The sequence below is a fragment of the Acidovorax sp. LjRoot194 genome (assembly GCF_964253015.1).
Lineage (GTDB): Bacteria > Pseudomonadota > Gammaproteobacteria > Burkholderiales > Burkholderiaceae_C > Acidovorax.
This window is the reverse complement of record NZ_CAXUQB020000001.1, coordinates 5,309,044-5,335,701: the sequence shown is the minus strand read 5'-3', so window position 1 is coordinate 5,335,701 and position 26,658 is coordinate 5,309,044. Positions and strand designations below refer to the sequence as shown.

Below are 26,658 nucleotides of genomic sequence, written 5' to 3'. Positions count from 1 at the left end.
ACGTCAGATGATGACGTTAACAATGCACACAGAACAACACGATGGGGGACAAGCATGCTCAAGAGATGGAAAGCCGGTTGTCTGGTGGCGGCAGCATTGCTGTGCGCGGGTGCGGCGTGGGGGCAGACGAAGCTGCGCGCTTGGAATATCCACCCTGACGGCTACCCCGTCACCGAGGCCATGAAAAGCTTCGCGCAGCAGGTGGGCAAGGCCACGCAGGGGCGCTACCAAGTGGAGGTGTTCTCCAATGCCACGCTGGGCGACCAACCCAAAGCGGTGCAAATGCTCAAGAGCGGCGAGATCGACATTGCCGAGTTCAGCTCGGGCCCGCTGTCCGACGCGGTGCCCGGCATCAAGGTGCTGAACCTGCCGTTCCTCTTCACCGACTCGGCCCACATGTTCCGCCACCTGGACGGCGCGTTGGGCCAGCGCTTTGCCGCCAACCTGCAGTCGGCCGGCTTCGTGGTGCTGGGCTGGTACGACGGCGGGGGGCGATCGTTCTACTGCGCCAACCGCTCGCCCGCCACGATCCGCGACCTGGCGGGCGCGTCCATCCGCGTGCAGCAGTCGGAGATCTTCACGGAGATGATCCGGCTGCTGGACGCGAAGCCCGTGGCGATGCCCTTCAAGGAGGTGCTGGGCGGTTTCGAGAAAGGCAGCATCGACTGCGCCGAGAACAACATGCCCTCGTACGAATCCACGGGGCACCACAAGCTGGCCAAGAACGTCTACGTGACCAACCACGTGATCTCGCCCGAGGCGCTGGTGGTGTCCACCGCGGTGTGGGCCAAGCTCTCGGCCGAAGACCGCAAGGCCTTTGCCGACGCGGGTGCCCAGTCGGCTCTGCTGATGCGCGAGCTGTGGAACAAGCGCGTGGCCCAGGCGCTGGAGACCACCGCCAAACAGGGCTCGCAGTTCGTGCGCGTGAAGGACGTCTCGCCCTTCGTGCGCCGCATGGCGCCGCTCTACAACAAATATATGGCCGACCCGACCACGCGGGAAGAGCTGCTGACCATCATTGCGAAGTAGCGCTGCATTCCGTGATCGCTGCCGCGGCGGTGCTCCTCACGGCGTGACGGCGCTGCCAGTGGTGCCAGTGGTGCCAGCGGGCAGCAGGTATTCGCGCACCAGGGCCCTTGCGCGGTGCAGCCGGCTCTTGGCCGCCTCGCGCGTGGTGCCCAGGCGCTCGGCCATCTCTTCGATGGTCAGCTCCTCGAAGTCGCGCATCAACAGCGCATCGCGGTAGATGGGCGGCAGCGAGTCGATGGCCAGGGCCAGGTCGTGGCGCAGTTCATGGTCGGGCTTGTGCGACCAGGCCAGGTTGTCTTCCACCTGCGCCAGCGGCTCGCCCTTGAGCCAGCCCAGCACCGGGCGCATGCACAGGCGCTGCACGATGCGCACCACCCAGCCGCCAAAGGCCGCCACTTCGCGCAGAGCGCCCACGCGGCGGTACACGATGATCAGCGCCTCCTGGACCACGTCGTCGGTGGCTGTGGTGGCGGCGCAGTGGCGCAGCGCGTAGCGGCGGATGTCCGGGCGTGCCAGCGCCAGCAGTTGTTCCATGGCCCGCGCGTCGCCATCGCGGGCGGCGGGCAGCAGTTGGGCGAGCGTGGGGAGTGGCATGGATGGGTATTCTCAGTTCGAAGCGACTCAGGGGCCGTCGGTTCACTCCACCGGCCTGCGGCCGACCAGCGCGCAGGCGGGGCAGTAGCCGAAAGCGCCGCTCAGCACGCTGCCCACGCCGGATGCGGCCAGCACCAGGCCCAGGGGGGATGCGCCTTGCCACCACAGGCCGACGGCTGCGAGGGCGATGCCGCCGACGATGCGCAACAGGCTTTCGGGGCGGGTAATGTTCTTGCGGTACAGCATGGTGAAAAGCTCCTGGGAATCGGTGGATGGATGGACAGCGAGGCGCACTCACTGCGCGCCTCACCTACCAAGAGCCGCCGAATTCGACAAAGGATTCATGCGTTGGCAAATATTTTTAGGTGCTGCCCCCTTGGCAGATGTGCGGTTGCCGCGCCCCTTACCCGAAGTGGTCGAACGAGGCATACCGGTTCTCCACCGGCTGACCCTGGCCGTCCACCAGGCGCAGGCCTGGCTCAGCCACCACGGAGCCGATGCGCGTCACCGCTGTACCGCTGGCCGCGGCCGCAGCGGCCACAGCACCGCGCTGCGCAGGCGGGGCGGTGAAAGCCAGCTCGTAGTCGTCGCCGCCCGATAGGACGCAGCGACGCATCAATTCAGCATCAAAATGGCCTCTACCGCTTGATAGGTAAGCGCTAGCAGCTATTAAATTAGTAGTAACGTCCACATCGATCACCGCCCCCACGCCCGAGGCCTTGAGGATGTGCGACACGTCGCCCACCAGCCCGTCGCTCAGGTCCATCGCACTGCTGGCTACGCCGCGCAGCTGCAGGCCCAGGGCCACGCGTGGTGTGGGGCGCTCCAGCCGCTGGCGGGCGCGGGCCAGCACGTCGGCGGGTAGCGTGATGTGGCCGAGCAGGGCTTCGAGCGCCAGCCGCGCATCGCCCAGCGTGCCGCTCACATACAGGTCGTCGCCGGGCCGCGCGCCGCTGCGCAGCAGGGCCTGGCGCGGGGGCACCTCGCCAAACACGGTGATGCAGATATTGAGCGGGCCCTGCGTGGTGTCGCCGCCCACCAGCTCGCAGCCGTGCGCGTCGGCCAGCTTCCACATCCCACGCGAGAAGCCGGCCAGCCAGGGTTCGTCCACCCGCGGCAGCGACAGCGCCAGCGTGAAGGCCAGCGGCCGCGCGCCGCAGGCCGCCAGGTCCGACAGGTTCACAGCCAGCGCCTTGTGGCCCAGCGCCTCGGGGTCCACGTCGGCAAAGAAGTGGCGGCCTTCCACCAGCATGTCGCTGGAGATGGCCAGCTGCATGCCGGGCGCGGGCGCCAGCAGCGCGCAGTCGTCGCCCACGCCCAGCACGGCAGCGCCATCGGGGCGCACGGGGCGCGTGAAGTAGCGGGCGATCAGGTCGAACTCACCCATGGCGCAGGTCGGCTGTCAGGGGCAGGGCAGATGGATGTGTCACGAAGCGCTTTCCTGTTCGGTGAACCACTGCGCCCAGTGGTCGATGCACGCCTGGATCTTGGGCAGGCGGTGCCGGCGCGTGAGCGTGATGGCATGGATGGGGCTGGGCTGCGGGTCCACCCACGCGGCCAGCACGGGCGCAAGCTGCCCCTGGCGCACCAGCGGCTCGGCCACCACGGTGGCCAGGCGCGCAATGCCCAGGCCCTGCAGCGCCAGGCGGGCGGTGATGCCGGTGCTGCCTGAGCGCCAGTGGCCTTCGGCCGCCACCACATGCGCGTGGCCCTCCACCACGAAAGGCCAGCGGTTGAGCATCGCCACGGCGTTGTTGGTGATGAGCCGGTGCTGGTGCAGGTCCTCGGGGTGCTGCGGCGCGCCGTGCAGCTGCAGGTAGCCCGGCGTGGCGTACAGGCGGCGCGCCAGCGTGCCCAGCGGGCGGGCCACCACGGTGTCGGTGGGCGGCGCGCCAGTGCGGATCGCGATGTCGATACCGCCCTGCGCCATGTCGGCGATGCGGTCGTCCACCACCAGCTCCACGCGCAACTGCGGGTGCGCCTGCTGCAGGCTCTCAAAGCTGGGGATCAAGAGGTGCTCGGCCACCACCGAGCTGGCTGCTACGCGCACCCAGCCGCTGGGCTGGCCGCTCTGGTGGGCGAACTCGCCCTCCAGCTCGTCCAGCGTGCCGGTGATGCGCCGGCAGTAGTCGAGAAAGGTGAGCCCCTCCGCCGTGAGCGTGAGGCCGTGGGTGGTGCGGTGCACCAGCCGTGCGCCACTGGCCTGCTCTATGCGCGCCAGCGTGCGGGAGACCTGGCTCACCGGCACAGTGCGCTCGCGCGCCGCGGCCGACAGCGAGCCCAGGTCCGCCACGCGGGCGAACAGGTGCAGGTCTTCGAGGCGGAGGTCGCGCATCGGGCAATGGTAACGGCGGCAGACGTCTTTTCGCCGGGGCGCCGCTCGGCCACATCAAGGCGCCGGGCCCTTTGCAGCCGTGCAAAACGCTGTTGCCGTGTGCGCTGTTTCCGTGGCCGCGTGGCGTGCCTACAGTCGCTCCAACTTTTGAAGGTCTGCACGAAAGGACGCTGCAATGCCCCGCGACATCACGCCTGCAGAGTCCCTGCGACTGCACCAGGACGCAGAGCGCCTGGCGCGGCAACTGCGCCGTGAAGCGCTGCGGGATTTTCCCGACGCGGCCACGCGCGCACTGGCCTGCGCTGCAGTGGCGTCGGTGCGGGCTGCAGTATCGGCGGCCGTGCGGGGCTTGCAAAGGTTGCTTTCTCGCACCGTGCCGTCATCGCCACCACCACGACACCCGCAGTAGTTCATTCACTTTGTCACCCACCCCCAGGAGCTGATCCATGCCCACCCTCATCCTCACACTGACTCCACCGCAAACCCCCGACCGCTGCCAAGCCCTGGCCCGTGCGCTCACCGACCTCACCGTGCAACGGCTGGGCAAGCGCCGTGAGGTCACTGCGGTGGCCATCAACCAGCTACCGTCCGGCCAGTGGCACATCGGTGGCGAGCCCGCTGCGCAGCCCACGGCGTTGCTGGAGATCAGCATCACCGAGGGCACGAACACTCCGCAGGAAAAGGCGGCCTTCATCGCCGCCGCGTTTGCCGAGCTGGCGCAGCAGCTGGCCCCGGGCGCTGCGCTCGCCCGCGCCAGCTACGTGGTGGTGCGCGAGCTGCCCGCTCAGGACTGGGGCTACGGCGGCGTCACCCAGCTGGCGCGCAGGCAGGCGCTGCCGGTGTGACCGATGGGGTGTGGAATTGCGAGGGGATACCGCGCGGTCAGGCCATGGCGCCGCGAAAGCGCTGCGCCGCCTGGCGGCTGACTTCGGCCAGCAGCTGTTCTTCACGCTGGCGCTCGCGCAGCCAGCGCGCATCGTTCTGGCCCGCTTCGACCTCGGTGCGCAGCATGTGCATGGCGCTCGATGAGCCTTGCACAGCCGCGTGGCCGGCGATCTTGTCCATGGTCTTGAGGATGTGCTCGCGCAGCGGCATGTGGTCGCCGGTGGCCGGGTCCACATACACCGCGTCCATGCCGAAGCGGCACGCCTGGAAGCGGTTGTAGGTGTAGACGAGGTAGTCGTCTTCGGTGGGCATGAAGGGCTGGTCCGCCAGGAACCAGGCGCCCAGCGACTGCACGTAGCCCGCCAGCGCTGCGGCGCGCTCGATGGTCAGCGGGGTGTCGAACACGCGAATCTCGATGGTGCCGAACTCGGGCTTGGGGCGGATGTCCCAGTAGAAGTCCTTCATGCTCTTGACCACGCCGGTGCGCGTCATCTTGTCGAAGTAGACGGTGAAGTCGTCCCACGTGAGCGCCAGCGGCGCGCGGCCCGACAGAGGGAATGCGAACACCGAGTTCAGGCGTGCCGAGTCGAACGCCGTGTCCTGCCCCTGCACGTAGGGGCTCGATGCCGACAGCGCGATGAAGTGCGGGATGTAGCGCGACATGCGGTGCAGCATGAGCAGCGCGGCATTGGCATCGGGGCAGCCGATGTGCACGTGCTGGCCGAAGATGGTGAACTGCTTGGACAGGTAGCCGTACAGCTCCGACAGCTCGCGAAAGCGCGGCTTGTCGTAGATGCGCCGCTCGTGCCACTGCTGGAACGGGTGCGTGCCGCCGCCGACCACGGCGATGTTGAGCTTGTCCGCGCTCTTGACCAGCGCATCGCGGATCGGCGTGAGCTGGCCCAGCACTTCGCTGCTCGAGTGGCAAATGCCGGTGGAGATCTCGATCATGCTGTTCGTCATCTCGGGCACGACGCTGCCGGGCAGCGGGGTCTTGTGCATGAGGCGCAGCATGTCCTCGGCATAGGGCGCGAGGTCGTAGTCGTTGGTGTTGACGAGCTGCAGCTCCAGCTCGACGCCCAGGGTCAGGGGCTCGGAATGGTTGAACGCTTCAAGGGACATCAAAGGGCCTCTTCTGTACGGTGCGGTGCGGTGTGAGCGGGCTGCGCGCGGTCTGGCGCGGCGCCGCTCATGGCTGGGTGTCTCCGTTCTGGCCGCGGGCCGTCAGGGCCGCCCAGGGCTTGGAGCTTTCGCCCGCGCGGTAGATGGCCACAGTGGCGATCACGGCGCCCATCACTTCCATCAGCAAGATGGCGGGCAGGGCCACGCCGGCGATGACATGACCGGTGGAAGGCGAGGCCAGCACGAACTGCGAGGCGATGAGCAGCGCGATGGAGGACATCGGCGTCATCGCGCAGCCCACCCACAGCGCCTGCTTCCAGCTGGCGCCGCTGCCCACGTTGCCCAGCGCCACGCCGGTGGCCTTGGCCACCAGGCGCACGGCGATCAGCGCCAGCACCACGCCGGCCACGGGAGCGCTCCAGTCGGCCTGCGCGGCCACGGTGGAGACCAGCACGAACATCAGCATGGTGAGCAGCGACGATGCGTTGCCCAACTGGCGCGGCCAGGCCCAGGGCCGGGGGTTGAGTTGCTTGAGCAGCATGCCGCCCAGCAGCGCCGCCAGCGGGGCCGAGCCGCCCATGTGGGCCGACACGGCCGTGCCGGCCGCTACCAGCGCGAGGAACAGCATGGAGGTGTTCTCGCTCGTGGGGCTCATTACGCGCAGCGCCATGCGCAGCACCAGCGCCAGCACGGCGGCCACGACGATGGAGACGCCCAGCACCACCACGACGGGCGACATGGTCTCCATCAAGGTGAGGCCCTGGCGGTTGATGAGTTCGGCCTTGGCGCTGCCCAGTGTCAGCGCGTACAGCGTGGACAGCGTGGTGAGCACGATGGCGCGTTCCGTCACCGGGCCGGCAGCGCGGGTGTCGGCCACCACGCGGGTCAGCACCGCGGGCGAGGCGGCCAGCGCCACCAGGGCCAGCGGCCCGGCCACCTGCGTGGGCAGGTTGAGCCACACCAGCACCCAGTACACGGCGAAGTAGGTGAACACCGATTCGGCAATGCTCTGCACCAGCACCATGGGGTTGTGGCGGAACCAGCGCAGCGGAATGCGGCCGCCGCACTCGAACAGCACGATGGCAATGCCCAGCTCCAGGAGGAACAGGCCGATGCCTTGCAGCGGCCACACGGCGCCGCTGAAGCCGGCCAGGCCCGCGGCGGTGCCGACGAGCGAATAGCCCAATACCTTGGGCAGACCGGTGTGGCGCTGGGTGAGATAGCCTGCCATGGCCGCCACTGCCAGCAGCAGTGACCACTGGACCGTCGGCAACCCGGCCGAGGGGCGCAGCCACTGCGCCCAGAAGGTCAGGATTTCATTCATGTCTGGAACCTCTGCGTCAGGCGGGGACGGGCCCCGCCGGGAGTGAAGAAGCGGGTGCGCAGAAACCCTGAAAAATCAGGGACGCACCAGCGTTGCCTGAATTTACAGGCCGAAACATCCCGTCCATGTAGGACAGGGGCGGGGCTTGCCGCTGCCGCCGGGCCCGTCTTTCCGGGTCTCTCGTCAGGCTGCGCGGCGGGCGGGCACGAAAAAGCTCAGGGGCGCGGTGCGCAGGCGCACGCGGATCGCTCTGTAGATGTGAGAGCGGTCCAAGCCACTCACGTTCTGCGCCCGCAAGGCCAGGCTGAACGCGAGGTAGAAACTCACCGTCACGTTGAGTGCACCGAGCAGCGGCAGCGATGCCACCGCCCACCAGAAGGCCGGCATGTGCAACACGCCGATCCCCAGCGTTGCGCTGGCCGCAGCCACCTGGCCCGTGGAGAGTGTGACATGGCGCACATCCAGGCCCAGCCCGAAAAACCCTGCGAAGGCAGGGACGAGACCGAGCATGAACCCCAGCGAGATGTTGGCCGCGAAGCCCGACAGGTTCTCGCGCAGGAAGCGCGCCCACCGCGCCGCGCGCTCGGCGCCCAGCCAGCGCGTGATGCGCGGGTTGTAGTGCAGGGCAGAGTCCAGCCGGTTGAGCACGAACCAGTTCTCGGCCCAGCCCGCGATGATGCTCGACGCGAACAGCAGCACACCGGTGAAGGCCGCGAAGAACAGTGACGGCCCCAGCAGGTGCAGGGATTCGAGCACGTGCTGCGCCTGCTTCTCACTGATGGCCGGCGCGCCCGTGGCCAGCGCGATGGCCGTGGCCAGCAGCAGCACGGCCGGGAACACCACCAGCACATTGCCCAGCACGGCGGCCACTTGGGAGCGCACCAGGTGCGTGATCTCGTCGACAAAGGACTCGATGGCACCGCTGCCTCCCAACTCCTTGAGCTTGGCGGCCATGGCGGGTGCGGTCATTGCGGGCTGCTTGGTGGCCACCGTGAGGTGCAGCAGCTGGATCAGCACGAAGGTGACGGCGTAGTTCACCCCCGCGATGAAGCCGCCCCAGAACGCCGACAGCGCGAGCGCATGCAGCCCGAACTTGACCAGCGTGGTGACGGACATCAGCGCGCCGCCGCCTGCGGCCTTGCCGACCATGGACCGGTAGTCGGCCGCGTTGCGGGTGATGTAGTGCTCGCCGGTTTCCGCGCTGCGCTCGGCCACCTTGGCTGCCAGCAGCGACGAGTTGGAGGCCAGCAGCGCACGCAGGCTGCGCCGCTCCTGCCCCACCATCACCAGGTGCGCCAGCAGGCGCGCAGCGGTGACCGGAGGCTTGGGCGAGAGCAGGCAGTCCAGCAGCTCGCGCACGCGCAAAATGCGCTCGCGCAGCTGCCGCAGGCGAAACACCAGGCCGACCGAAATGCCGTTGTCTTCGAAGTGGGTGTACACGGTGGAGGCCGCTGCGCGGCACGCTTCGAGCCGCTCGCGCAGGCGCTGGGCGGCGTCGTTCAGGCGGTCGGGCGTGCGCAGCGCCAGCAACACTTCCACGCGCAGGCTCTCCACATCGTGGATCAGCGCATGAAAAGGCTGGGCATCGCGTGCCGATTCGCTCATCCGCAGGCGCAGCTCGGGCGCAAAACCGGTCGACAGGATCTGGCCGGCGCAGTAGGTGATGGCATCGAGCAGCGCCTTGTGCCAGCGCGAGGGCCCGGTGTGGACATCGGGGTCCGCGGGCGCGAGCAAGGCCACCAGGCGGGCGAGCTGCGCTTCGTCCAGCGCCAGCAGCCACTGGGCATCGAACTCGCCGGGCAGCGCCAGCATGAAGAGCTCGGACGCATCGATGGTCTCGGGGCTGCCCGGCAGGAACTTGGTGCGCAGGCGCTCGGAGATCTCGCTGACCAGCGCGGTGCGCGGCGCAAAGCCGAAGTCGGCCAGCAGCGTGGTGACGTCCACCTGGTCCACCAGCGTGGCCCACCACGCCCTCAGCCGCAGCTGCACGTCCGGCCGCGTTTCGACGGCATCGAGGAAGAGCTGCACCCGGCCCACGGCGGCAGGGATGGAGTCGCTCTTGCCGCGCACCCAGTCCAGCAGGTGGATGAGCCACAGGTGGCGGTGGGCCAGGTCGGCGGCAGGGTCCAGCCGGGCCAGCAGGGCTGGCAGGTCGACGACGGAGGAACTGCGGTTTCTCATCGCGCTGCCCCGCAGTGGGGCCACGCCCCCACAGGGTGGGGCGCGTGGGGGCTACCAGCGCTCAATGCAGCACCCGACCGGTCAGCGGCTGGCCCGCGGGGCCGTGGCCCAAAGCTTCCAGCACGAACAAGGGGACGACGGCGTCGAAGGGCTCGCCTTCTTCGCCCACGCAATGAAAGGTGCCGTGCATGGTGCCGCTGGCCGTGCGCAGGCGGCATCCGCTGGTGTACTGGAAGGATTCGCCCGGCTTGAGCAGCGGCTGGTGCCCCACCACGCCCAGGCCTTTGACCTCTTCGGTGTGGCCGCGCGAATCGCTGATGATCCAGTGGCGTGCAATGAGCTGGGCCGGCGTATCGCCTGCATTGGTGATCGTGATCGTGTAGGCGAAGCTGAACACCCCGGTGTCCGGCGCGGACTGCTCGGGCAGGTACTCGGGCAGCACTGTCACGTCAAACTGGTACTTTGGCATGGCGGAATGGTAACCGTGGCGGCCCGTAAAACCCGCGGATTCATCCGCCACATCGCCACAGGCCGCCCGCTTTGAGACAATCGGGGGATGAGCCGCACATTCCAAATCGCCCCCTCGATCCTCTCTGCCGACTTTGCCCGCCTGGGCGAAGAAGTGCGCAACGTCATTGCCGCTGGCGCGGACTGGATTCATTTCGACGTGATGGACAACCATTACGTGCCCAACCTCACCTTCGGCCCGATGATCTGCCAGGCCCTGAAGCCGCATGCCAAGACGGCCGATGGCGTGGCCGTGCCGATCGACGTGCACCTGATGATCCAGCCCGTGGACGCGCTGGCCGCTGCGTTTGCCGATGCGGGCGCCGACTACATCAGCTTTCACCCCGATGCCTCGGGCCATGTGCACCGCAGCATCCAGGCCATCCGCTCCAAAGGCGTGAAGGCCGGCCTCGTGTTCAACCCCGCGGCGCCGCTGGACGTGCTGGACTGGGTTATCGACGACATCGACTTGATTCTGATCATGAGCGTGAACCCCGGCTTTGGCGGCCAGAGCTTCATCGACTCGGCCCTGCGCAAGATCGAGGACGTGCGCCGCCGCATCGATGCGACGGGCAAGGACATCCGGCTGGAAGTGGATGGCGGTATCAAGACCGACAACATCCGCCGCGTGGCGGATGCCGGGGCCGACACCTTCGTGGCTGGCAGCGCCATTTTTGGCAAGCCAGACTACAAGGGCGTCATCGACGCGATGCGTCAAGCTTTGGCCTAACCCCCGAGCAGCTGCGCGCTTTCCCCGAGGTGAAGCACCCCAGTGGCTGGCATCGCCAGCTCCACGGCTACGAGTGTCCCGGCGCGCGCCCGCTACGGCGGGCGTTTGCTATTTTATTGATAGCTGTTGGCGCTGATTGGGCAAGCGGTGGTGCCCATTTTCATTCGGTTTCATGGAGCGCCGGAGCGCTTACTTGGCCGGGATCACCGTGGTGGTGACCGATTCACGCAGCACGCCACCACCAGACACGGAGCCGCTCACCGACGACGACTGGGTGCGGCGCACGCACTCGGCCTGCTCGGCTGCCGTCTGGAAGGCTTCGCAGCGCTGGGTGGTGTTCTCCGAAGCGGCCGGGCCGGGGTTGCTCAGCTGGCCCTTGCGCGACGCATCCAGCGCGTTGTTGGCTTCACGCAGGCAGGTCGCCAGCGAATCCTGGGTGTTGTTCGTCATGCACTTCTCGCGCTCTTGCTCGTAGCGGGCACGGGCGTCGCCCGAAGGGGCGGGGGCTTGAGCCATGGCCGAAGCGGAAGCAGCCAGCAGGACAGCGGTGAGGGCGGGGGTGATAAAGGTGAAGCGTGGCATGAGTAGGTCTCCTTGCGCGGTTGTGACAGGGCGCACCAGGGTTCGGTGCAATCCTGCAGCGTAGGGCGCGGGCCGTGGCTCCGCTGTCGGACGGCACGCCCCGCCGCCGTGCGCGCAGGTGCCTTTTCTGCCACCGTGGCGGGGTGTGCGAAACCGGCCTCAGCCCAGGCGCTGGAAGGTCAATGTGAACGCCACGCCGTCGTCCGTATTGCGCGCATTGACGGTGCCGCCCATCTTGGCCATGTAGGTCTTGGCCACGAACAGGCCCTGGCCCCGGTGCTCCGAGCCGCCTGGCGGCGTGGGCAGGCTGGGGTCGGACACGCCCAGCTCGAAAATGCGCCCGAGCAAGTCCTCTTCGATGGTGGAGCCCTGGTTGTGCAGCGTGGCGCTGGCCGTGGACTCCGACGCCTTGAGCGTGAGCGTGATCGCCGTGCCCGCCGGGCGGTAGCGGTCTGCGTTGCCCAGGATGTGGGTTACCACGTCCTCCAGCGCGAACTCATCGGCGCGCACGACCACGGGCCCTGTGCCGCCTTGGTAGACCACGTTGCCGATGCCCGCGAAATGCGCGTTGTCGGCCACATGGCGCAAGAAGGCGTCCAGGTCCAGCCGGCCCTGCGGCAGGTCGGCGGCCTGCAGCGCCTCGGCCGGTGAGGCCGTGCCGTACAGCACGTGCACGGCCTGCTGCATGCGCTGCACGTAGCGATGCCCCGGGTCGCCAGGCCCGCCGTGCAGCACCATGAGCGACTGCAGCGGCGACATGATCTCGTGGCCCACGGCGTGCCACATGTCGCGCTCCTGCTGGGCGCGCAGCTGTTCGCGCTGGATGTCGTCCTTCACGCGCTGCAGCAGGTCGGCCAGCCCGCCGGCCAGGATGCCCAGCTCGTCCGAGCCGCGCAGGTCCGACACATCCAGGTCGCCCAGGCGCGGGCCGATGTGGCCGTCCTGCACGTTGTACGAGACGGCGGCAGCGCGCCGCGTCAGTGCGGTCACGCGCCGCAGCAGGCCGACTTCCACCGCCAGCCAGGCCAGCGCGATGGCTGCGAGCATGGCACCCAGGTACCACGACATGCGCGTGGCCACGACCGCCAGGCCTTGCTCCACGCCGCGCAGGTTGCCGGTGAAGGTGACGGCGTAGTTGCCCAGCGGCGTGTCGAGGATGTCGAGCCCTGCGGGCACCTCCTGCACCTTGGCTTCGCCCGGGCCCTGCAGGTCCAGCGGCAGCCAGCTGATCAGTCGGATCAGCCACGGCGCCGTGGGCCCCGCTTCGACTTCGGTGCCGCGCAGCGTGAGGGCGTCCTGCTCACTGCTGCCCAGCTTGCGGATCTGCACCTTCTCGCCCGGCAACAGCGAACGGGCCACGTCGGCCAGCGATGCGGCGGGCTGCGCGCCGGGCGTGTTGCTGTCGAAAAGCACGCTGGAGTTGCCAGGGCCCAGCATCTCCACCCGCACGCGCATGCTACCCAGGTCCTCGGGCGGCCAGACCAGCGGTTGCTTGCCGAACAGTGCCTCGCGAAACAGCTCCACGGGCAGGCGGATGGAGTAGAAGGTGCGGCGCAGGCAGCCGGGCGCGGTGCCCGCCGGGTCGCGGCACGCATTGCTTTGCCACAGCCAGCCGCGGAAGTCGCGCACCGGGCGCGCGCGCACGTCGAGCGCCTCTTCGCCCACATCCGCAAAGCCGGTCAGGCGACCGCGGGTCTGGATGCTGCCTTGCGGCGGCAGCGCCTCGAACGGCGCCACCCAGCGCGACGTGGTGCCGCGCATGTCCAGCGTCACCCGGGCCCGGTGCACGGCGGCCAGATCCAGCGCGCCGCGTTCGCGCGCCACCAACTCGCCCGCATAGAAGCTGCCCACGAGGTAGATGAAGCCGCCCGCATAGGGGTTGTTGCCGATGGCCGCGCAGGCCGTAGCGCCATCGGGGTACTGCACCGCGCAGCCCGCCATCTCCACCGCCTGCTGCGCCTTGTTCTGGTCGTCGAAGTCGATGGCCGCATAGGGCAGCAGCAGCGGCGCCAGCGGCGTGGCGCCCTGGCCCTGGATGTGCGCGTTCAGCAGCGCCAACTGGCCGGACGGATGGCGCAGGCGTGCCATCACTTCGGACTGGCTGCGCTTGAAGCCGTTCTGGTAGCTCTGCCAGGCGCGCTCTTTTTCCTCCTTGAGCAGCACCACGCTGAGCGCCACCGTGGCCGCTGCCAGCAGCAGGAACACGCTGCGCACGAGGATGCGCAGGCGAAACGCCGGCAGGCCCAGGCGGGGCATCTCGAGCCGCGGCATCTCCAGCGCCGGGCGCCGCAGCAGGCGCTTCATTGCCACCTCCCCCCATCAAAGGCACTTGGCACGGCAGATGGCGAATGAACAGGGCGTGGCCTGGACCAGGGTCGCCGCGCAAGGGCCGCCAAGCTGCCCGGGCGCTTACCTTGCGGGCGCTGGCGACGTCCCCCTTCCCGAATGGCGCAGCCAGTCGAGAGAAGGGGGAAGCCGCGAAGCCGCTCAGGGGGATGCTTCACTGCCTTACCCAACGGAAGCCGCGCATGGGGACGTTCTCGATGCCTTCGAATGACGGATCGACCTCGCGCAGCGCCTCGCGGATGGTGCTCACATGCTTGCGCACGTTGTCGCGGTTGCGGCCGCTCTTGACCACATCGAACAGCTCGTCGTACGACACGACCTCGCCGCTGCGCTGGTGCAGCGTGGCCAGGATGCGCTGCGCGGTGAGCGGCAGGTTGATGCGCTCGCCGCGCCAGGTGGGGGTGCGCTGCCACAGCGGGTCGAGCACCAGCGCGTCGCCTGGCGCCGCTGCGGGCGCGGCCTGGGCGGGGGTTGTCTGCGTGGTGCGCAGGATGTCGAGAAAGGTCTCGATGAAGTCGGCCTCTTCGAAGGTCGTCTTCTGCAGGTAGTCCCACGCGTCCAGTGCTTTCATGATGCTGCGGTAGATGGCCGCGGGCATGGCCGACACCACCAGCACGGGCGTGCCTTGGCCTAGCTTGTTGATCGCGTTGATGAGCGCCACGCCCGCATGGCGCTCGCGCCCCAGTTCGATGTCCAGCACCACGGCGTCGTAGTGTTCGCGCGCCAGGGCGGCCTCGGCGTCGTCGCGGGTGAACCACTGGTCGATCACGATGCCGCTCTTTGCACTGGCAATCCAGCCGGCCAGCTGGTTGCTGGTGGGCAGGTCGTCTTCGATCACGGCGATGCGTGCCATGCGTGCGTTGGGGGTCATGAAAGCGCTTTGCAGTGGTGGTGGCCGGATTATCCCGGCGCGCCACCGGGGGCGGTGTGAGTTTTTCTTCCGGGGCCGGAGCAATTGCTCGGCCGGCGGGCGGACTCTGGGCTGTGGTGCGCGTTGTTGCTTCCGGGTGTTCTCCGAAGAATCACCTACCAATGAACAGCCCGCAGGTTGTTCAGGCCAAGACAACAAATTCAACCCGTCCGAGAGAGAGAAACACCATGAAATTTACCTGGAACCGCATCGTCCAAGCCCTGCGCGGCCGCTCCGCCGCCACGCCCTCCGCCGCCGACGCTGGCGCTGCCGCAGACGCTCCATACGACGAAGCAGCGGGAGCCGCAGCAGTCAATCCTTGGGCCACCGCCGAAGACCGCCGTCCCGCCCGCCGGGCCTATGCGCTGCCCACGGCACGCACCGTGCGCTGGCTGGCCTTGGGTGCAGTGGTGGTGGCTGCTGGCGTAGCGGTGGTGCGCAACCCGCCTGTGCGGCATCTGGACCAGGGCGAGCTGGGCCTGCGCACGAACCAGTTCACCGGCTCGGTCACCCAGTGGCGCGATGGCGGCGTGTGGGTGCTGCCCGGCGTGCACAGCGTGCGGGTGCTCTCTCTGCGCGACCAGAGCTACCGCCCCGAAGCCATGCGCCAGGCCACCGGCAGCGCGCCCCTGCAGTCGGTGGAAGGCCTTTCGTTCGGCCTGGACCTGAGCGTGCGCTACGCACTCGACCCGGCTTCACCCGCTGTGAAGTCGGGCAACCTGCCCGACGACGTGGACGGCGACGTCGTGGCACCCGCAGTGCAGGGCCTGGTCCACAAGGTGTTCGCCCGCTACACGGTGCGGGAGATCTTCTCGTCCAAGCGCGCCGAGATCGCACAGATCATCGAGACCGAACTGCGCACCCGCCTCGCGGCCGATGGCGTGGTGCTTCGCAGCGTGCAGATCGGCAAGGTGGACCTGCCCGCTGAATACCGCCGCGGCATGGACAGCCTGCTGGCCGAGGAACTGGCCTCCGAGAAGATGCGCTACACGCTGGAGCTCAAGGACAAGCGCGTGAAGGAAACCGAGCTGGACGCATCGGCAGACAAGGTTCGCCGCGAAGTCGCCGCCGAAGCCGCTGCGCGCGAACAGGTGATTGCCGCGCGCGCCCAGGAAGAAGCCATGAAGCACGTGCTGCCCTTCAAGCAGCGCCAGATCGAGCAGCGCCAGCTGGAAGCCGAAGCCGAGCGCGTGGCCCGTGTGAAGGCTGCTGAAGGCAACGCCCAGGCCCGCCGCATCGAAGCCAACGGCGAGGCAGACGCCCGCCAAAAGCTCGCCGAAGCCGAGGCCTACCGCATGGACCGCATCGGCAAGGTGAACGCCGAGCAGATGGCCCGCGAAGGCGCCCTGGTCACGCGCCACCCGCTGCTCATCCAGAAGACGCTGGCCGACAAGCTCTCGGACAAGATCCAGGTCATCATCGCGCCGCCGCCCACCAATGGCGACTTCATTGGTGCAGCGCTACTGGGCGGCAACCGCAACGCCCAGGCCGCTGCCGCGCAGGCTGCCGCAGGCGCCGGTACCGACGACGCATCCACCACCACTGCTGTGGAGCAATGAACATGAAGCGCACTCTCTTCACGCTCATCACAGCCATCGCTTCGGCGGCTACCACGGTGGCCACCGCTGCCACCGCCAGCGTGCCCACCGGCGCGGCGGCCAGCGCATCCAGCAGCGCACCTGCCAGCGACTTCGGCAGTGCCATCGTGGTGCAGGACCAGGCCAGCCTGCGCGCCGCGCCGCGCGACTCCGCCCAGCAGCAAACGCTGCTGTGGCAGGGCGAGGTGCTGGAAGTGCGCGGCGAGCGCATGGACTACCTGCAGGTGTGGGACCACAAGCGCGAGCGCGGCGGGTTCATCCGGGCCAGCGACGTGCGCCGGGTCTCGCTGACCGAGGCCGACGGCCCCGCGCTGCTGTCGGTGCTGCGCTTCGTGCGGGACACGCCGGGCTCCGAAGCGCTGGGCATCGGCCTGACCGCCGCCTACCTGCAGGCAGCGCCTGCGGTAGCGCTGTCGGGCGAGCGCGGTGCGCAGGCCCTGGATGCCCTGGGCACGTTCGCCGACCGGCTGGCGCGCAGGGCATCCCTGGCACCGTCGAGCACGGCGGCAGGCAAGGCCAACGGCGCCACGCTGTCCGCTCATCTCGACGTAGCCAACGGCTACGGCGTGCGGTTCACCACCTACGAGGTCGAAGGCCGCATGCAGATCTGCTACGACGGAGAGGCCTTCCGCCGCGTGCTGGCCATGCCCTCGGCCGATGCCGACCAGCGTGCCCGTGCGGCGCTGGCGCTCACGCGGCCCGAATGCACCAACCCCGACCTGCCCGCCCACGAGCGCGCCAAGCTGCAGGACTGGCAGGCCCAGTTGCTGGAAAAAGTCGACGTGGCCGGCCTGCCCAGCTACCTGCGCAACCGGGTGCAGATGCGCCGGGCGGGGCTGTGGAGCGCCGTGGCCTTCCAGCAGGCGCGCAAGGACGGTGGCCCCGCCGCGGGCGCTGCCGCGTCGCGGGCCCTGGCGGAGTTCGCCGGTGTGAGCCGCAACGATCTGCCGGACGAAGACCAGGTCGCCTACAACGATGCCGCCATGCGCGTGAGCGCGGTGCGCTGGGCGCTGGTACCCGCCGCCGCACCGGTGGCCGACGCCAAGCGGCCCGCCGTGGTAGTGCAGCCGGGTGCGCCTGGCGAGAGCTGCTTGCTGCTGGTGGACGCGCAGCATGGCGCCAAAGACCCGCTGGTGCGCCGCTGCACCTACGGCGTGGTGTGGGCGGCGTCCGCCACCGTCAACCGCGAAGGCACTGCCGTGGCCCTGGCCGTGCAGCCGCTCGAAGGCTGGCGCGAGCTGTGGGTGATGCGCAAGGCGGGCGATGCCTGGGTGGTGGACGTGCTGCCCCCTGCAGCCACATCGCCTGAAACCGGCTATGCCGAATTCGCCGGCTGGGTCCCCGGCGGTCAGCAGATGCTGGTGGCCCGCGAGGCGCGCGGCCAGGGCCGCTACCGCAAGAGCTTCGAGGTGGTCCGCATCGACGGCCTGGCCACCGAACGGGTGACGGGTGACGTCGCATCGCTGCCCTTGTTCCAGCGCTGGCAGGACGCAGGCTGGAAGCGCCAGACGCTGAGCCTGCGTTGAACGCAACGCTCCCCTGCTGGTGCTCAGCGGGGGAGCGGGCGTTTCTACAGCCGCCTGTAGCAGGCCGACGCCGGCAGGGTGTCGAGCGCTGCGGCCACACGGGCCAGGGTCGGCAGGATGGACGGGTTTTCATCTCCCAGCAGGCACAGCGTGTTCTCGCCGCGCTTGGCCCAGATGGCCTGGCTGGTCAGGCCCGTGATCTGCCGGAAGGTACCCCAGTTGGCCGCCACGCTGGCGTTGGACTCGGAGCGCGAGAACGCCACTTGGCCCAGCGACGTGCCGCCCAGCACCGTGCCGGCACCCGAACACTGGCTGTTGCCAAAGAGCCGCAAGCCCTGCACGTGCGAGAGGGTGGTGCCGTTGACCTGCACGGGGCGCAGGTAGTTGCGGGCCCACTGGCCGCCGCCCGCGGCCACGCAGCTGTTTTGCTGCCACTCGCCCAGCAGGCCGGCGATCCCCGCGGTGATGACCGGGCCCGTGTCGCCACCGCCCGTGCCGGCCGCGCAGTTCACCTGCACATCGGCGACGGGCGCCGTGGCGGTGCCGCTGCCGTTGGCCACCTTGCAGTTTTGGCCGGCCGGTTGTGTGGCGACCTCGACCCGATAGCCGGTGGACGGCTGGGCGAACTGGAAAGCACCGTTGGCGTTGATGCGCAAGGCATCGCCGCCGTTGTTGTTGAGCACCAGCTCGGTGTTGGCGGCCAGCCCGGTCACCGTGCCGCCGATGGCATGGGGCGCCGCGCCGCCGGTATCGTCGTCGCCCCCTCCACCGCAAGCGGTGAGCAGGGCGGCGATGCAGGCGACCACGGTCAGGCGTGGCATGAAAAGAAAGGTGGCAGGTGCAGTGCGCAAAGTGAAACTCCCCAATGAATGGCTTCACGCACAGCGCATGAAGTGGGGCGATTGCAGCGCACAGGCCCTGCGGCTTGAACTGGCTGTTCTTACAGGCCGACCAGCCCCTGCATGAGCGCCTTGACGATGGCGTGCTGCCGGCTGTGGCAGCCCAGCTTGGCCATCGCATTGCTGAGGTGAAAGTTCACCGTGCGCTCGGCGATGTTCAGCACCAGTCCGATCTCCCACGACGTCTTGCCCGCAGCCGCCCATTGCAGGCATTCGCATTCGCGCCGCGTGAGAACCGGCTCCTGCTCGGCGTCCGCACGCAACATGCGCAGCACCGCCTCGTGCGCATGCGCCGCCAGTGCAGGTATCAAGGGCGCCGTGTGCAGCACCAGGTCCTGGGCCTCGGCCACGGGCACATGGCGCAAGCTCAGGCACAGCAGGCTGAAGCGTCCGTCCATGCTGTGCGTGGGCGCGTAGATGCCCGCGCGCACGCCGAAGTCGTGGGCCTCCTGCATCATCTGCGCGGCGCGGGGGTGGTCGTACAGGTCGGCGCTGCTCCAGCGCTGCGGGGTGGTGTGGCGCGCGCAGTGGTGCACCCGCGGGTCGACCTTGTAGTAGTTCTTCTTCAGGTAGTGGCTGTGCCACTTGTCGGAGATCACCGAGGTCGAGTCGACATGCAGCCCGCCCTGGCGCGAGTAGCTTTGAAGGCCCTGCACGATGCTGTCGTAACCCAGTGCCTGGCCGACGCTCGACAGCAACTGCGTGAGCTCCTGCGGCGTGCGCACGCTGTGGAATTGCTCCAGGGAGTGAAGGTAGCGGGGCAGCGTGAGCATGGCCGGTGTTCTATCCCATCGCAACGAAGCACGCACCTGGCAGATCTGGCAGGGCGCAGCCAGATCGTAATCCTTGCGGTGGTGGCTGGAACGAGGTGGTGAAAAATGCGTGGCTAACACGCCGTACCGCCGTCTGCATTTTGACGGGAGCATTCCCTGCTGAAAAAGCGCCCGGCCACCGCAGGTCTCGCTGCTTCTGCCTTCAATGCAACACCGGCGCTGTCGATTCAGGTGGCGGCCTACACGCGGGCACCGCCGTCAGCCTACGCGCTCCAGCAGGGCTGTCGGCGAGCCTACATCTACCCAAAACGGAATTGTCCGTTTTGGAACTGGCTGTTCAGCCGTCGTCCATGCAAAGCCTTCAATACCAATGCTTTTCGAGCCAGTTGCTGGTCTGCGATAGCTTTCGGGCATTGACTTCGTGCCAGAAGTCCTGCCCCCGCGCCGTCGCTGCCGCCAAAGCGCAGCCAGTGCAGCAACTGCTGCCAGGCTCCACAGCCGCACCTGCAGAGGCTGCGTCTGTTTCGGCCGGCGACGCCAAGCCGGAGATCCCCCTGCACGTGTAACGGAGCCGGAGGCTCAGGCCGCGTGGGGTGTCCGAGGGCGGCGCCCCGTTACCATCCAAGGCATTTTTCACTTCATCGTGCTGCCTTGAACTTCCTTCCCCTGAACCAGAAACAACTGGACGCCGCCATCGTCGATCTGGACGGCACCATGGTCGACACCATGGGTGACTTTGCCGAGTCCATCAACCGCATGCTGCGCGATCTGGACCTGCCGTCCATCGAGGCTGCGCGCATCGAGCCCATGGTGGGCAAGGGCTCGGAGAACCTGCTGCGTTCGGTGCTTCAGCACGTCCTTGCGCAGGATGACAAAGCGCTGGCTGCTATCAAAATCGATGCGCTGTACCCCGCTGCGTGGGATAGCTACCAGCGGCACTACATCGCCATCAATGGCCAGTACTCGGCAGTCTACGCGGGCGTGGTGGATGGTCTGCAGGCGTTGCGCGCCGCCGGTCTGCGCCTGGCCTGCCTGACCAACAAGCCCACGGACTTTGCCGTGCCGCTGCTCCAGGCCAAAGGGCTCGACGGCTTCTTCGACCATGTGTTCGGCGGCGATGCGTTCGAGCGCAAGAAGCCCGACCCCTTGCCGCTGCTCAAGACCTGCGAGGCCCTCGGTACGGCGCCGGCGCGCACGCTGATGGTGGGCGACTCCAGCAACGATGCGCAGGCCGCACGCGCGGCGGGCTGCCCGGTGGTGCTGGTGACCTACGGCTACAACCACGGCCAGCCGGTGCGTGGCGTGGATGCCGACGGGTTTGTGGATTCCCTGGCTGCGCTGCGGTAGCGTCTTTCGATCCCTCAATCCCCGCGCCCGGCGGTCTATCCGGGCTGCTGGGCCATCCAGGCGTCACGCCGGGAGTTGCCGCGGCGCAGCGCCGCTACCGTAGCCCAGGCGGGCGCCACCCGAAGGTGTCGAGGGGTCTGCAGTGGCCGACCGCGTGGGCGCACCCGAAGTGCCCGGAGTGCCCGAAGCACCCGGCGCCAGGCGGAACACCGCCACCGCATCCACCAGCAGCCCTGCCTGCGTCTTGAGGCTGTCGGCCGCTGCCGCGCTTTGCTCCACCAGCGCCGCGTTCTGCTGCGTGGTCTGGTCCATCTGCGTGATGGCTTCCCCCACTTGGGACACGCCCTGGCTCTGCTCGCCGCTGGCCGCGCTGATCTCGCCCATGATGTCCGTCACGCGGCGGATGGCGCTGACCACCTCGGTCATGGTGGCGCCGGCCTTGTCCACCAGCACGGTGCCGCGCTCCACGCGCTCCACGCTGGTGCTGATCAGGGCCTTGATCTCCTTGGCGGCCTCGGCGCTGCGGCCGGCCAGGCTGCGCACCTCGCTGGCCACCACCGCAAAGCCCCGGCCTTGCTCGCCTGCGCGGGCGGCTTCCACCGCGGCGTTCAGCGCGAGGATGTTGGTCTGGAATGCGATGCTGTCGATCACGCTGATGATGTCGGCGATCTTCTTGCTGCTGTCGTTGATGCCCTTCATCGTGTCCACGACTTCGGCGACGACGTCGCCGCCCTGCACGGCCACGGTCGACGCGGTCATGGCCAGCTGGTTGGCCTGGCGCGCGTTGTCCGCGTTCTGGCTGACGGTGGAGCCCAGTTCTTCCATCGACGCGGCGGTCTGCTGCAGGGCCGACGCCTGCTGCTCGGTGCGCGCCGACAAATCGTTGTTGCCCGACGCGATCTCTGCGCTGGCCGTGGCCACGCCTTCGGCGCTGTGGCGCACGTTGCCCACGATGGTGGCCAGGCGGGCCTGCATGGTGGCCAGGGCCTGCAGCAGTTGCCCGGTCTCGTCGTTGCGGCCGGTGTCGATGGGGTGGGTCAGGTCGCCGTCGGCGATGTTCTCAGCGGCCCGCTGGCCGCGCTGCACCGGCCGCACGATGGAGCGGGTGACGGTGAAGGCCAGCAGCGCGCCCAGCGCCACGGCCACCAGCGTGCCCACGCCCAGCAGCACCTGGCTGGCCGTGGCCAGCGTGCCGGTGTCGGCCTGGCCCTCGGCCAGTTGCGTGGCCATGGCCTTGCGCAGGTCGTCCAGGGCCTTGAGGTATTTGTCCGCCAGCGGCCGCAGGTCCTTGTCCACGAGGGCCGGCACATTGGGCTCGCCGCCGCGGTGCAGTTCGCGGATCTCGGTCAGCTTGTCGTTGTAGGCCGTGCGGGCCGTGGCGATGGCCGCCAGCAGCGTGCGTGCCTGCTCGCCCTGAGCCAGCGCCTCGATGCGCTGCACCTTGGTGTCCATGCCCTTGGCGGTGGCCGTGGTGTCGGCCGTGAGCTTGTCCATGTAGTCGCGGTCGATGGCCTTGAGGAAGGCTTCGGTGCGCACCCAGTTCAGCCGGATGTCGGCCGCCCAGTCTTCCACCAGCAGTTGCTGTTCGATCTCCTGCGTGGCCACGCGCTCGCTCGCGCGGTGCAGGCTGCCGATGCGCCACATGCCCATGGCGGCGATGAGCGCGGTGATGAGCAGGATGGCGGCGAACGAGGCGCCCAGCCGCAGGCCGACGGAGAGGTTGCTGAATGTCATGGTGGTGTCCGGCGCAGAAGAGGTCGTCGTGAAAGGCGGGAGGTCGTTGCGTTGCAGACAGCTCGTTCCGGCGCGCGGGTAGCGGGGAGGAGGCTGCGGCCCGCCGCGCTGCAGGGGATGTGCAGTAGCGGGTCGGTGTAGGTCAGTACGGGTCCGTGGGTGGTGCGGCGCTGTAAAAAAACGCTGCATGAAGGTTACGCGCCGGCAGTGCTGGCATCTGTCGGCCGCGCGACAAGAAGTGGCCTCATCGCGTGGGGGTTTGCCCGGGGCTTGACCCGGACCCTCTGGCGTGCAGTCAGCCTGCGGGCTTGCCCAGCATGGCGTCCTTGAGCTTCCAGTCCGCGGGCGCATTGCCCAGCCAGATGCCCATCAGCGCGTTGAAGAATTCGGGCTCCTTGAAAGGCTCGCCCTGCGGCTCGCCCTTGACGGTGATCACGGTGCCGGTGCCCGGAATCCAGTCGATCATGAACTGGTCGCCGGCGCGCAGCTTCTTGTGCTCCGAGAAGATCTGGCTCATGCGCAGCACACCCGGGATGAGCTTGGAGAACGCGGCCTTGTCCATGTTGTCTTCCATGCCGCGCGAGAACAGCTTGCCCAGCTCGGTGGAGTCGATCTCGCGCAGCATGGTGATGCTCACGCGCTTGGGGCCCTTGAGGGCTGCGACTTCCTGCGGCGACTGCGCCTTCTTCTCCAGGTACAGGCCCGCCGTGTACACCTTGAACACGGCCTTGTAGCGCACGCCTGCGCCATTGAGCTGCAGCGTGCTGCCACTCACGGTCGCGGTCTCCGCGTATTTCACGTCGGCCACGGTCACGGGCTGGGCCATCGCGCTGGCCGCCAGTACCCAGGCAGCCAATGTCACCGCGCAACGCTTGCAGAACTTCATGCGCAACTCCTAAAAAAGAACGGTCGTTCGTTTCAAATTGTTGCTGCGCTCGACTTTTGCCGCAACAGGGTTTTCGAGTGGTTGCGGCGTTGTAGGGAGGCCCGTCAAAAAAGGATCGGCAAAAAACCTTTGCTACACTTTGGCCCATGTTCATTCACCACGTGTTCATCACAGGTTGCAGCGACCGGGGAGCCTGGCCCTGGCGTCCGCCTGTCTGCCTGAACGCCTGATGGCACCTGGGCTCTTGCCCCAGCGTGCACCCGTGGCCCTTGCCCTGCAGCCTGCAGCGGCGGGCCGACCGAATGGACCGTAGCGCCCCGTTGATCTATCTGCTTGCTGACAAAGCCGGGACACGCGCTGCGAAATGCTGGGAGCTCTCCCCGTGATCACAGAACTTGAATTCAAAAGCCTGGCCGGCGAAGGCTACAACCGCATTCCGCTCATGGCCGAAGCCTTTGCGGACCTCGAAACCCCTCTTTCCCTTTACCTGAAGCTCGCGCACAGCAAGGACGGCGGCAAGCACAGCTTCCTGCTCGAATCCGTGGTGGGCGGCGAGCGCTTCGGGCGCTACAGCTTCATCGGCCTGCCGGCGCGCACGCTGCTGCGCGCCAGCGGCTTCGGCGCTAATGCCAAGACCGAGGTAGTGACCGACGGACAGGTGGTGGAGTCCGCCGCGGGCAACCCGCTCGACTTCATCGAGGCCTACCAAAAGCGCTTCAAGGTGGCCCTGCGCCCTGGGCTGCCGCGCTTTTGCGGCGGTTTGGCTGGCTACTTCGGCTACGACGCGGTGCGCTATGTCGAAAAGAAGCTCGAAGACACCTGCCCGCCCGACACCCTGGGCTGCCCCGACATCCTGCTGCTGCAGTGCGAAGAACTCGCCGTCATCGACAACCTGTCGGGCAAGCTCTACCTCATCGTCTACGCCGATCCAGCCCAGCCCGAGGCGTACGCCAAAGCCAAGAAGCGCCTGCGCGACCTGAAAGAGCAGCTCAAGTATTCGGTGAGTGCGCCCATCGTCAAGCCCACCGAGAGCCACCCCGCGCAGCGCGACTTCTCCAAGGCCGACTACCTGGCCGCCGTGGACCGCGCCAAGGAGCTGATCGCCGCCGGCGACTTCATGCAGGTGCAGGTGGGCCAGCGCATCCACAAGCGCTATACCGAAAGCCCGCTCTCGCTGTACCGCGCGCTGCGATCTTTGAACCCGTCGCCGTACATGTACTTCTACGACTTCGGCGACTTCCATGTGGTGGGCGCCAGCCCCGAGATTCTGGTGCGCCAGGAGAACACGCCCGAAGGGCAGAAGATCACCATCCGACCCCTGGCCGGCACCCGCCCCCGCGGCGCCACGCTGGAGAAGGACAAGGCTGCCGAGGTCGAGCTCATAAACGACCCCAAGGAGCGCGCCGAGCACGTGATGCTGATCGACCTGGCGCGCAACGACATCGGCCGCATCGCCAAGACCGGCACCGTGAAGGTGACCGAGGCCTTTGCCATCGAGCGCTACAGCCATGTGATGCACATCGTGAGCAACGTGGAAGGCATCCTCAACGACGGCATGACGGCCATCGACGTGCTCAAGGCCACCTTCCCGGCCGGCACGCTCACCGGTGCGCCCAAGGTGCATGCGATGGAAATCATCGACCAGCTCGAACCGACCAAGCGCGGCCTGTACGGCGGTGCCTGCGGCTACCTGAGCTACGCCGGCGACATGGACGTGGCCATCGCGATCCGCACCGGCATCATCAAGAACGGCACGCTCTATGTGCAGGCGGCGGCCGGCGTGGTGGCCGACTCGGTGCCCGAGCTGGAATGGAAGGAAACCGAGCACAAGGCCCGCGCCCTGCTGCGCGCGGCAGAACTCGTCGAGGAGGGCCTGGAATGAACACCCCCGCGAAACCCCCAGCCATCGACAAGGTGCAGGACTGCACCACCATGGCCGAGGTGCGTGCGCGCATCGATGCGCTGGACGACATCCTCGTGCCGCTGCTGGTGGAGCGCAGCGGCTACATGACGCAGGCCGCGCGCATCAAGCAAAGCGACGCCCAGGTGCGCGACGTGGCCCGCATCGAGGCCATCGTGCGCCGCGTGCGCGCCGCGGCCCAAGCCGAAGGCGGCCAACCCGACCTGATCGAAGCCATCTACCGCGGCATCATGGAAGCCTCCATTGCCTACGAACACCGCGAGTTCGCGCGCTTGCGCGCCGGGCACGCCAGCGACGCGGCCGCACCACAGACCGCAGGGAGCGCAGCATGAAACTCTTGATGGTCGACAACTACGACAGCTTCACCTACAACATCGTGCAGTACTTCGGCGAGCTGGGGGCCGAGGTCGAGGTGTTCCGCAATGACGAGATCACCCTCGAAGGCATCGCGCAGCGCGCCCCCGACCGCCTGGTGATCTCCCCCGGCCCGTGCTCGCCGGCAGAGGCCGGCATCTCGGTGGCGGCGATCCAGCACTTCGCGGGCAAGCTGCCCATCCTGGGCGTGTGCCTGGGCCACCAGAGCATCGGCGCCGCGTTCGGCGGCACCATCGTTCGCGCGCAAGAGCTGATGCACGGCAAGACCAGCGTCATCACCACCACGCAGCAGGGCGTGTTCGCGGGCCTGCCCGAAAAATTCACGGTCAACCGCTACCACTCGCTGGCCATCGAGCGCGCCGCGTGTCCCGACGTGCTGCAGGTCACGGCCTGGACGGATGACGGCGAGATCATGGGCGTGCGCCACAAGGAGCTGGCCATTGAGGGCGTGCAGTTCCACCCTGAAAGCATCCTCACCGAACACGGCCACGCGATGCTGAAGAACTTTCTGGAGCAGCGCGCATGACGGCGCCGGCCGATGCTGCGGCAGCGTCGGGCTCGTTCGCCCAGCTGTTCCAGTACAAGCGCTGGGCCAACGGCGAGCTGCTCGCGCTGGGCGAGGCGTCGCAGGCGGCATTGCCCGAAGGCGACCACCGGCTCTTCGTGCGCATCCTGAACCACACCTACGTGGTGGACCGCATCTTCGCGAGCCACCTGCAGGGCCTGCCGCAGACCGCGTACGCGGCGACCAACACCGACGAGACACCGGCACTGCCGGCCCTGCGCGAGGCCGTCCGCGCGTCGGACGACTGGTACCTGCAGTACGCCAGCGGCCTCACCGCGGACCAGCTGGCCGAGCCCGTGCAGTTCCGCTTCACCGATGGCGATACCGGCACCATGACGCGGGCCGAGATCCTGAACCACGTCGTGGTGCACGGCACCTACCACCGGGGCGCGGCCGGCCGCATCCTGGCGGGGCATGCGGTGCCGCTGCCGCGCGACTCGCTCACCACCTTCCTGCACCGCCTGCAACCGGAGCGACGCTGGTCGTAAC

Annotated in this window: 26 protein-coding genes; 11 read left to right on the top strand and 15 right to left on the bottom strand. The window is 68.1% G+C overall.

The features are described from left to right. Positions 1-54 precede the first annotated feature (54 nt). Positions 55-1,029 carry a TRAP transporter substrate-binding protein gene (locus ACSQ3N_RS24175; RefSeq protein WP_436147663.1) on the top strand — a complete coding sequence of 325 codons (975 nt, stop codon included), beginning with the start codon at positions 55-57 and terminating at the stop codon, positions 1,027-1,029. A 36-nt stretch (positions 1,030-1,065) separates the two neighbouring features. On the opposite strand, the gene ACSQ3N_RS24170 is transcribed toward ACSQ3N_RS24175, so the two are convergent. From ACSQ3N_RS24170 to ACSQ3N_RS24155, 4 genes are all read right to left on the bottom strand, one after another. Then, entirely contained in the window at positions 1,066-1,623 is a 558-nt protein-coding gene (locus ACSQ3N_RS24170; RefSeq protein ID WP_436147662.1) for an RNA polymerase sigma factor, read from the bottom strand. A 42-nt stretch (positions 1,624-1,665) separates the two neighbouring features. Beyond that, positions 1,666-1,869 (bottom strand): YgaP family membrane protein, encoded by a 204-nt coding sequence (locus ACSQ3N_RS24165; RefSeq protein ID WP_436147661.1) that lies wholly within the window; start codon positions 1,867-1,869, stop codon positions 1,666-1,668. Between the two features lie 157 nt (positions 1,870-2,026). Then, positions 2,027-3,010: a thiamine-phosphate kinase gene (gene thiL, locus ACSQ3N_RS24160; protein ID WP_056172416.1), complete on the bottom strand. Its 984-nt coding sequence runs from the start codon at positions 3,008-3,010 to the stop codon at positions 2,027-2,029. 39 nt (positions 3,011-3,049) lie between these two features. Then, complete coding sequence (locus ACSQ3N_RS24155) at positions 3,050-3,958, bottom strand: LysR family transcriptional regulator (protein WP_056172418.1); 909 nt, start codon at positions 3,956-3,958, stop codon at positions 3,050-3,052. Positions 3,959-4,133: 175 nt separating this feature from the next. Here ACSQ3N_RS24155 and ACSQ3N_RS24150 point away from each other — a divergent pair, with 175 nt between their 5' ends. Together ACSQ3N_RS24150 and ACSQ3N_RS24145 are read left to right on the top strand one after the other, a co-directional pair. Continuing rightward, positions 4,134-4,367, top strand: coding sequence for a hypothetical protein (locus tag ACSQ3N_RS24150; protein ID WP_156372197.1), 234 nt, complete (start codon positions 4,134-4,136; stop codon positions 4,365-4,367). A 37-nt stretch (positions 4,368-4,404) separates the two neighbouring features. Beyond that, positions 4,405-4,803, top strand: a complete 399-nt coding sequence (locus ACSQ3N_RS24145) for a tautomerase family protein (RefSeq protein WP_056172422.1) — start codon at positions 4,405-4,407, stop codon at positions 4,801-4,803. Positions 4,804-4,840: 37 nt separating this feature from the next. Here ACSQ3N_RS24145 and ACSQ3N_RS24140 read toward each other — a convergent pair whose 3' ends face one another. The 4 genes from ACSQ3N_RS24140 to apaG all read right to left on the bottom strand — a co-directional run bounded on the left by ACSQ3N_RS24140 (position 4,841) and on the right by apaG (position 9,939). Continuing rightward, positions 4,841-5,965 carry a YbdK family carboxylate-amine ligase gene (locus tag ACSQ3N_RS24140; RefSeq protein WP_056172425.1) on the bottom strand — a complete coding sequence of 375 codons (1,125 nt, stop codon included), beginning with the start codon at positions 5,963-5,965 and terminating at the stop codon, positions 4,841-4,843. 67 nt (positions 5,966-6,032) lie between these two features. Next, the gene (locus ACSQ3N_RS24135; RefSeq protein ID WP_056172428.1) at positions 6,033-7,289 is read right to left on the bottom strand and encodes a cation:proton antiporter; all 1,257 of its coding nucleotides are present in this window, start codon (positions 7,287-7,289) and stop codon (positions 6,033-6,035) included. A gap of 183 nt (positions 7,290-7,472) precedes the next feature. Further along, positions 7,473-9,470 carry a site-specific recombinase gene (locus ACSQ3N_RS24130; protein ID WP_056172432.1) on the bottom strand — a complete coding sequence of 666 codons (1,998 nt, stop codon included), beginning with the start codon at positions 9,468-9,470 and terminating at the stop codon, positions 7,473-7,475. A 61-nt stretch (positions 9,471-9,531) separates the two neighbouring features. Then, the gene (gene apaG / locus ACSQ3N_RS24125) at positions 9,532-9,939 is read right to left on the bottom strand and encodes a Co2+/Mg2+ efflux protein ApaG (protein ID WP_056172435.1); all 408 of its coding nucleotides are present in this window, start codon (positions 9,937-9,939) and stop codon (positions 9,532-9,534) included. An 87-nt stretch (positions 9,940-10,026) separates the two neighbouring features. Between apaG and rpe the strand changes: the two genes are divergently transcribed. After that, the gene (gene rpe, locus ACSQ3N_RS24120; RefSeq protein WP_056172438.1) at positions 10,027-10,707 is read left to right on the top strand and encodes a ribulose-phosphate 3-epimerase; all 681 of its coding nucleotides are present in this window, start codon (positions 10,027-10,029) and stop codon (positions 10,705-10,707) included. 189 nt (positions 10,708-10,896) lie between these two features. Here the strand turns inward: rpe and ACSQ3N_RS24115 are convergent, their stop codons facing one another. From ACSQ3N_RS24115 to ACSQ3N_RS24105, 3 genes are all read right to left on the bottom strand, one after another. Then, positions 10,897-11,289, bottom strand: a complete 393-nt coding sequence (locus ACSQ3N_RS24115; protein WP_436147660.1) for a hypothetical protein — start codon at positions 11,287-11,289, stop codon at positions 10,897-10,899. 159 nt (positions 11,290-11,448) lie between these two features. Further along, entirely contained in the window at positions 11,449-13,593 is a 2,145-nt protein-coding gene (locus ACSQ3N_RS24110; protein ID WP_436147659.1) for a sensor histidine kinase, read from the bottom strand. A gap of 196 nt (positions 13,594-13,789) precedes the next feature. Then, the gene (locus ACSQ3N_RS24105) at positions 13,790-14,488 is read right to left on the bottom strand and encodes a response regulator transcription factor (RefSeq protein ID WP_436148006.1); all 699 of its coding nucleotides are present in this window, start codon (positions 14,486-14,488) and stop codon (positions 13,790-13,792) included. A gap of 245 nt (positions 14,489-14,733) precedes the next feature. Here ACSQ3N_RS24105 and ACSQ3N_RS24100 point away from each other — a divergent pair, with 245 nt between their 5' ends. Together ACSQ3N_RS24100 and ACSQ3N_RS24095 are read left to right on the top strand one after the other, a co-directional pair. Continuing rightward, positions 14,734-16,104, top strand: a complete 1,371-nt coding sequence (locus ACSQ3N_RS24100; RefSeq protein WP_436147658.1) for an SPFH domain-containing protein — start codon at positions 14,734-14,736, stop codon at positions 16,102-16,104. A gap of 2 nt (positions 16,105-16,106) precedes the next feature. Beyond that, positions 16,107-17,669, top strand: coding sequence for a hypothetical protein (locus ACSQ3N_RS24095; RefSeq protein WP_436147657.1), 1,563 nt, complete (start codon positions 16,107-16,109; stop codon positions 17,667-17,669). A 44-nt stretch (positions 17,670-17,713) separates the two neighbouring features. Here ACSQ3N_RS24095 and ACSQ3N_RS24090 read toward each other — a convergent pair whose 3' ends face one another. Both ACSQ3N_RS24090 and ACSQ3N_RS24085 read right to left on the bottom strand, forming a co-directional pair. Further along, on the bottom strand, positions 17,714-18,490 hold the full coding sequence (locus ACSQ3N_RS24090) for a hypothetical protein (protein ID WP_436147656.1): 777 nt from the start codon (positions 18,488-18,490) through the stop codon (positions 17,714-17,716). A 119-nt stretch (positions 18,491-18,609) separates the two neighbouring features. Further along, the gene (locus ACSQ3N_RS24085; RefSeq protein ID WP_436147655.1) at positions 18,610-19,341 is read right to left on the bottom strand and encodes a helix-turn-helix transcriptional regulator; all 732 of its coding nucleotides are present in this window, start codon (positions 19,339-19,341) and stop codon (positions 18,610-18,612) included. A 651-nt stretch (positions 19,342-19,992) separates the two neighbouring features. Here ACSQ3N_RS24085 and gph point away from each other — a divergent pair. Then, positions 19,993-20,688 (top strand): phosphoglycolate phosphatase, encoded by a 696-nt coding sequence (gph, locus tag ACSQ3N_RS24080; RefSeq protein WP_436147654.1) that lies wholly within the window; start codon positions 19,993-19,995, stop codon positions 20,686-20,688. Between the two features lie 63 nt (positions 20,689-20,751). On the opposite strand, the gene ACSQ3N_RS24075 is transcribed toward gph, so the two are convergent. Together ACSQ3N_RS24075 and ACSQ3N_RS24070 are read right to left on the bottom strand one after the other, a co-directional pair. Next, positions 20,752-22,422, bottom strand: coding sequence for a methyl-accepting chemotaxis protein (locus tag ACSQ3N_RS24075; RefSeq protein WP_436147653.1), 1,671 nt, complete (start codon positions 22,420-22,422; stop codon positions 20,752-20,754). 295 nt (positions 22,423-22,717) lie between these two features. Beyond that, on the bottom strand, positions 22,718-23,308 hold the full coding sequence (locus ACSQ3N_RS24070) for a chalcone isomerase family protein (RefSeq protein WP_436128725.1): 591 nt from the start codon (positions 23,306-23,308) through the stop codon (positions 22,718-22,720). 382 nt (positions 23,309-23,690) lie between these two features. Between ACSQ3N_RS24070 and trpE the strand changes: the two genes are divergently transcribed. Genes trpE through ACSQ3N_RS24050 form a run of 4 tightly spaced genes read left to right on the top strand, consistent with a single transcriptional unit; the run spans position 23,691 to position 26,657 of the window. Next, the gene (trpE, locus tag ACSQ3N_RS24065; RefSeq protein WP_436147652.1) at positions 23,691-25,190 is read left to right on the top strand and encodes an anthranilate synthase component I; all 1,500 of its coding nucleotides are present in this window, start codon (positions 23,691-23,693) and stop codon (positions 25,188-25,190) included. Beyond that, positions 25,187-25,561, top strand: a complete 375-nt coding sequence (locus ACSQ3N_RS24060; RefSeq protein ID WP_436147651.1) for a chorismate mutase — start codon at positions 25,187-25,189, stop codon at positions 25,559-25,561. The genes trpE and ACSQ3N_RS24060 overlap by 4 nt, the downstream gene beginning before the upstream one ends. Then, positions 25,558-26,130, top strand: coding sequence for an aminodeoxychorismate/anthranilate synthase component II (locus tag ACSQ3N_RS24055; protein ID WP_436128727.1), 573 nt, complete (start codon positions 25,558-25,560; stop codon positions 26,128-26,130). Before ACSQ3N_RS24060 ends, ACSQ3N_RS24055 begins: the two co-directional genes overlap by 4 nt. Beyond that, the gene (locus tag ACSQ3N_RS24050) at positions 26,127-26,657 is read left to right on the top strand and encodes a DinB family protein (RefSeq protein ID WP_436147650.1); all 531 of its coding nucleotides are present in this window, start codon (positions 26,127-26,129) and stop codon (positions 26,655-26,657) included. The genes ACSQ3N_RS24055 and ACSQ3N_RS24050 overlap by 4 nt, the downstream gene beginning before the upstream one ends. The last annotated feature ends 1 nt before the right edge of the window (position 26,658 follow it).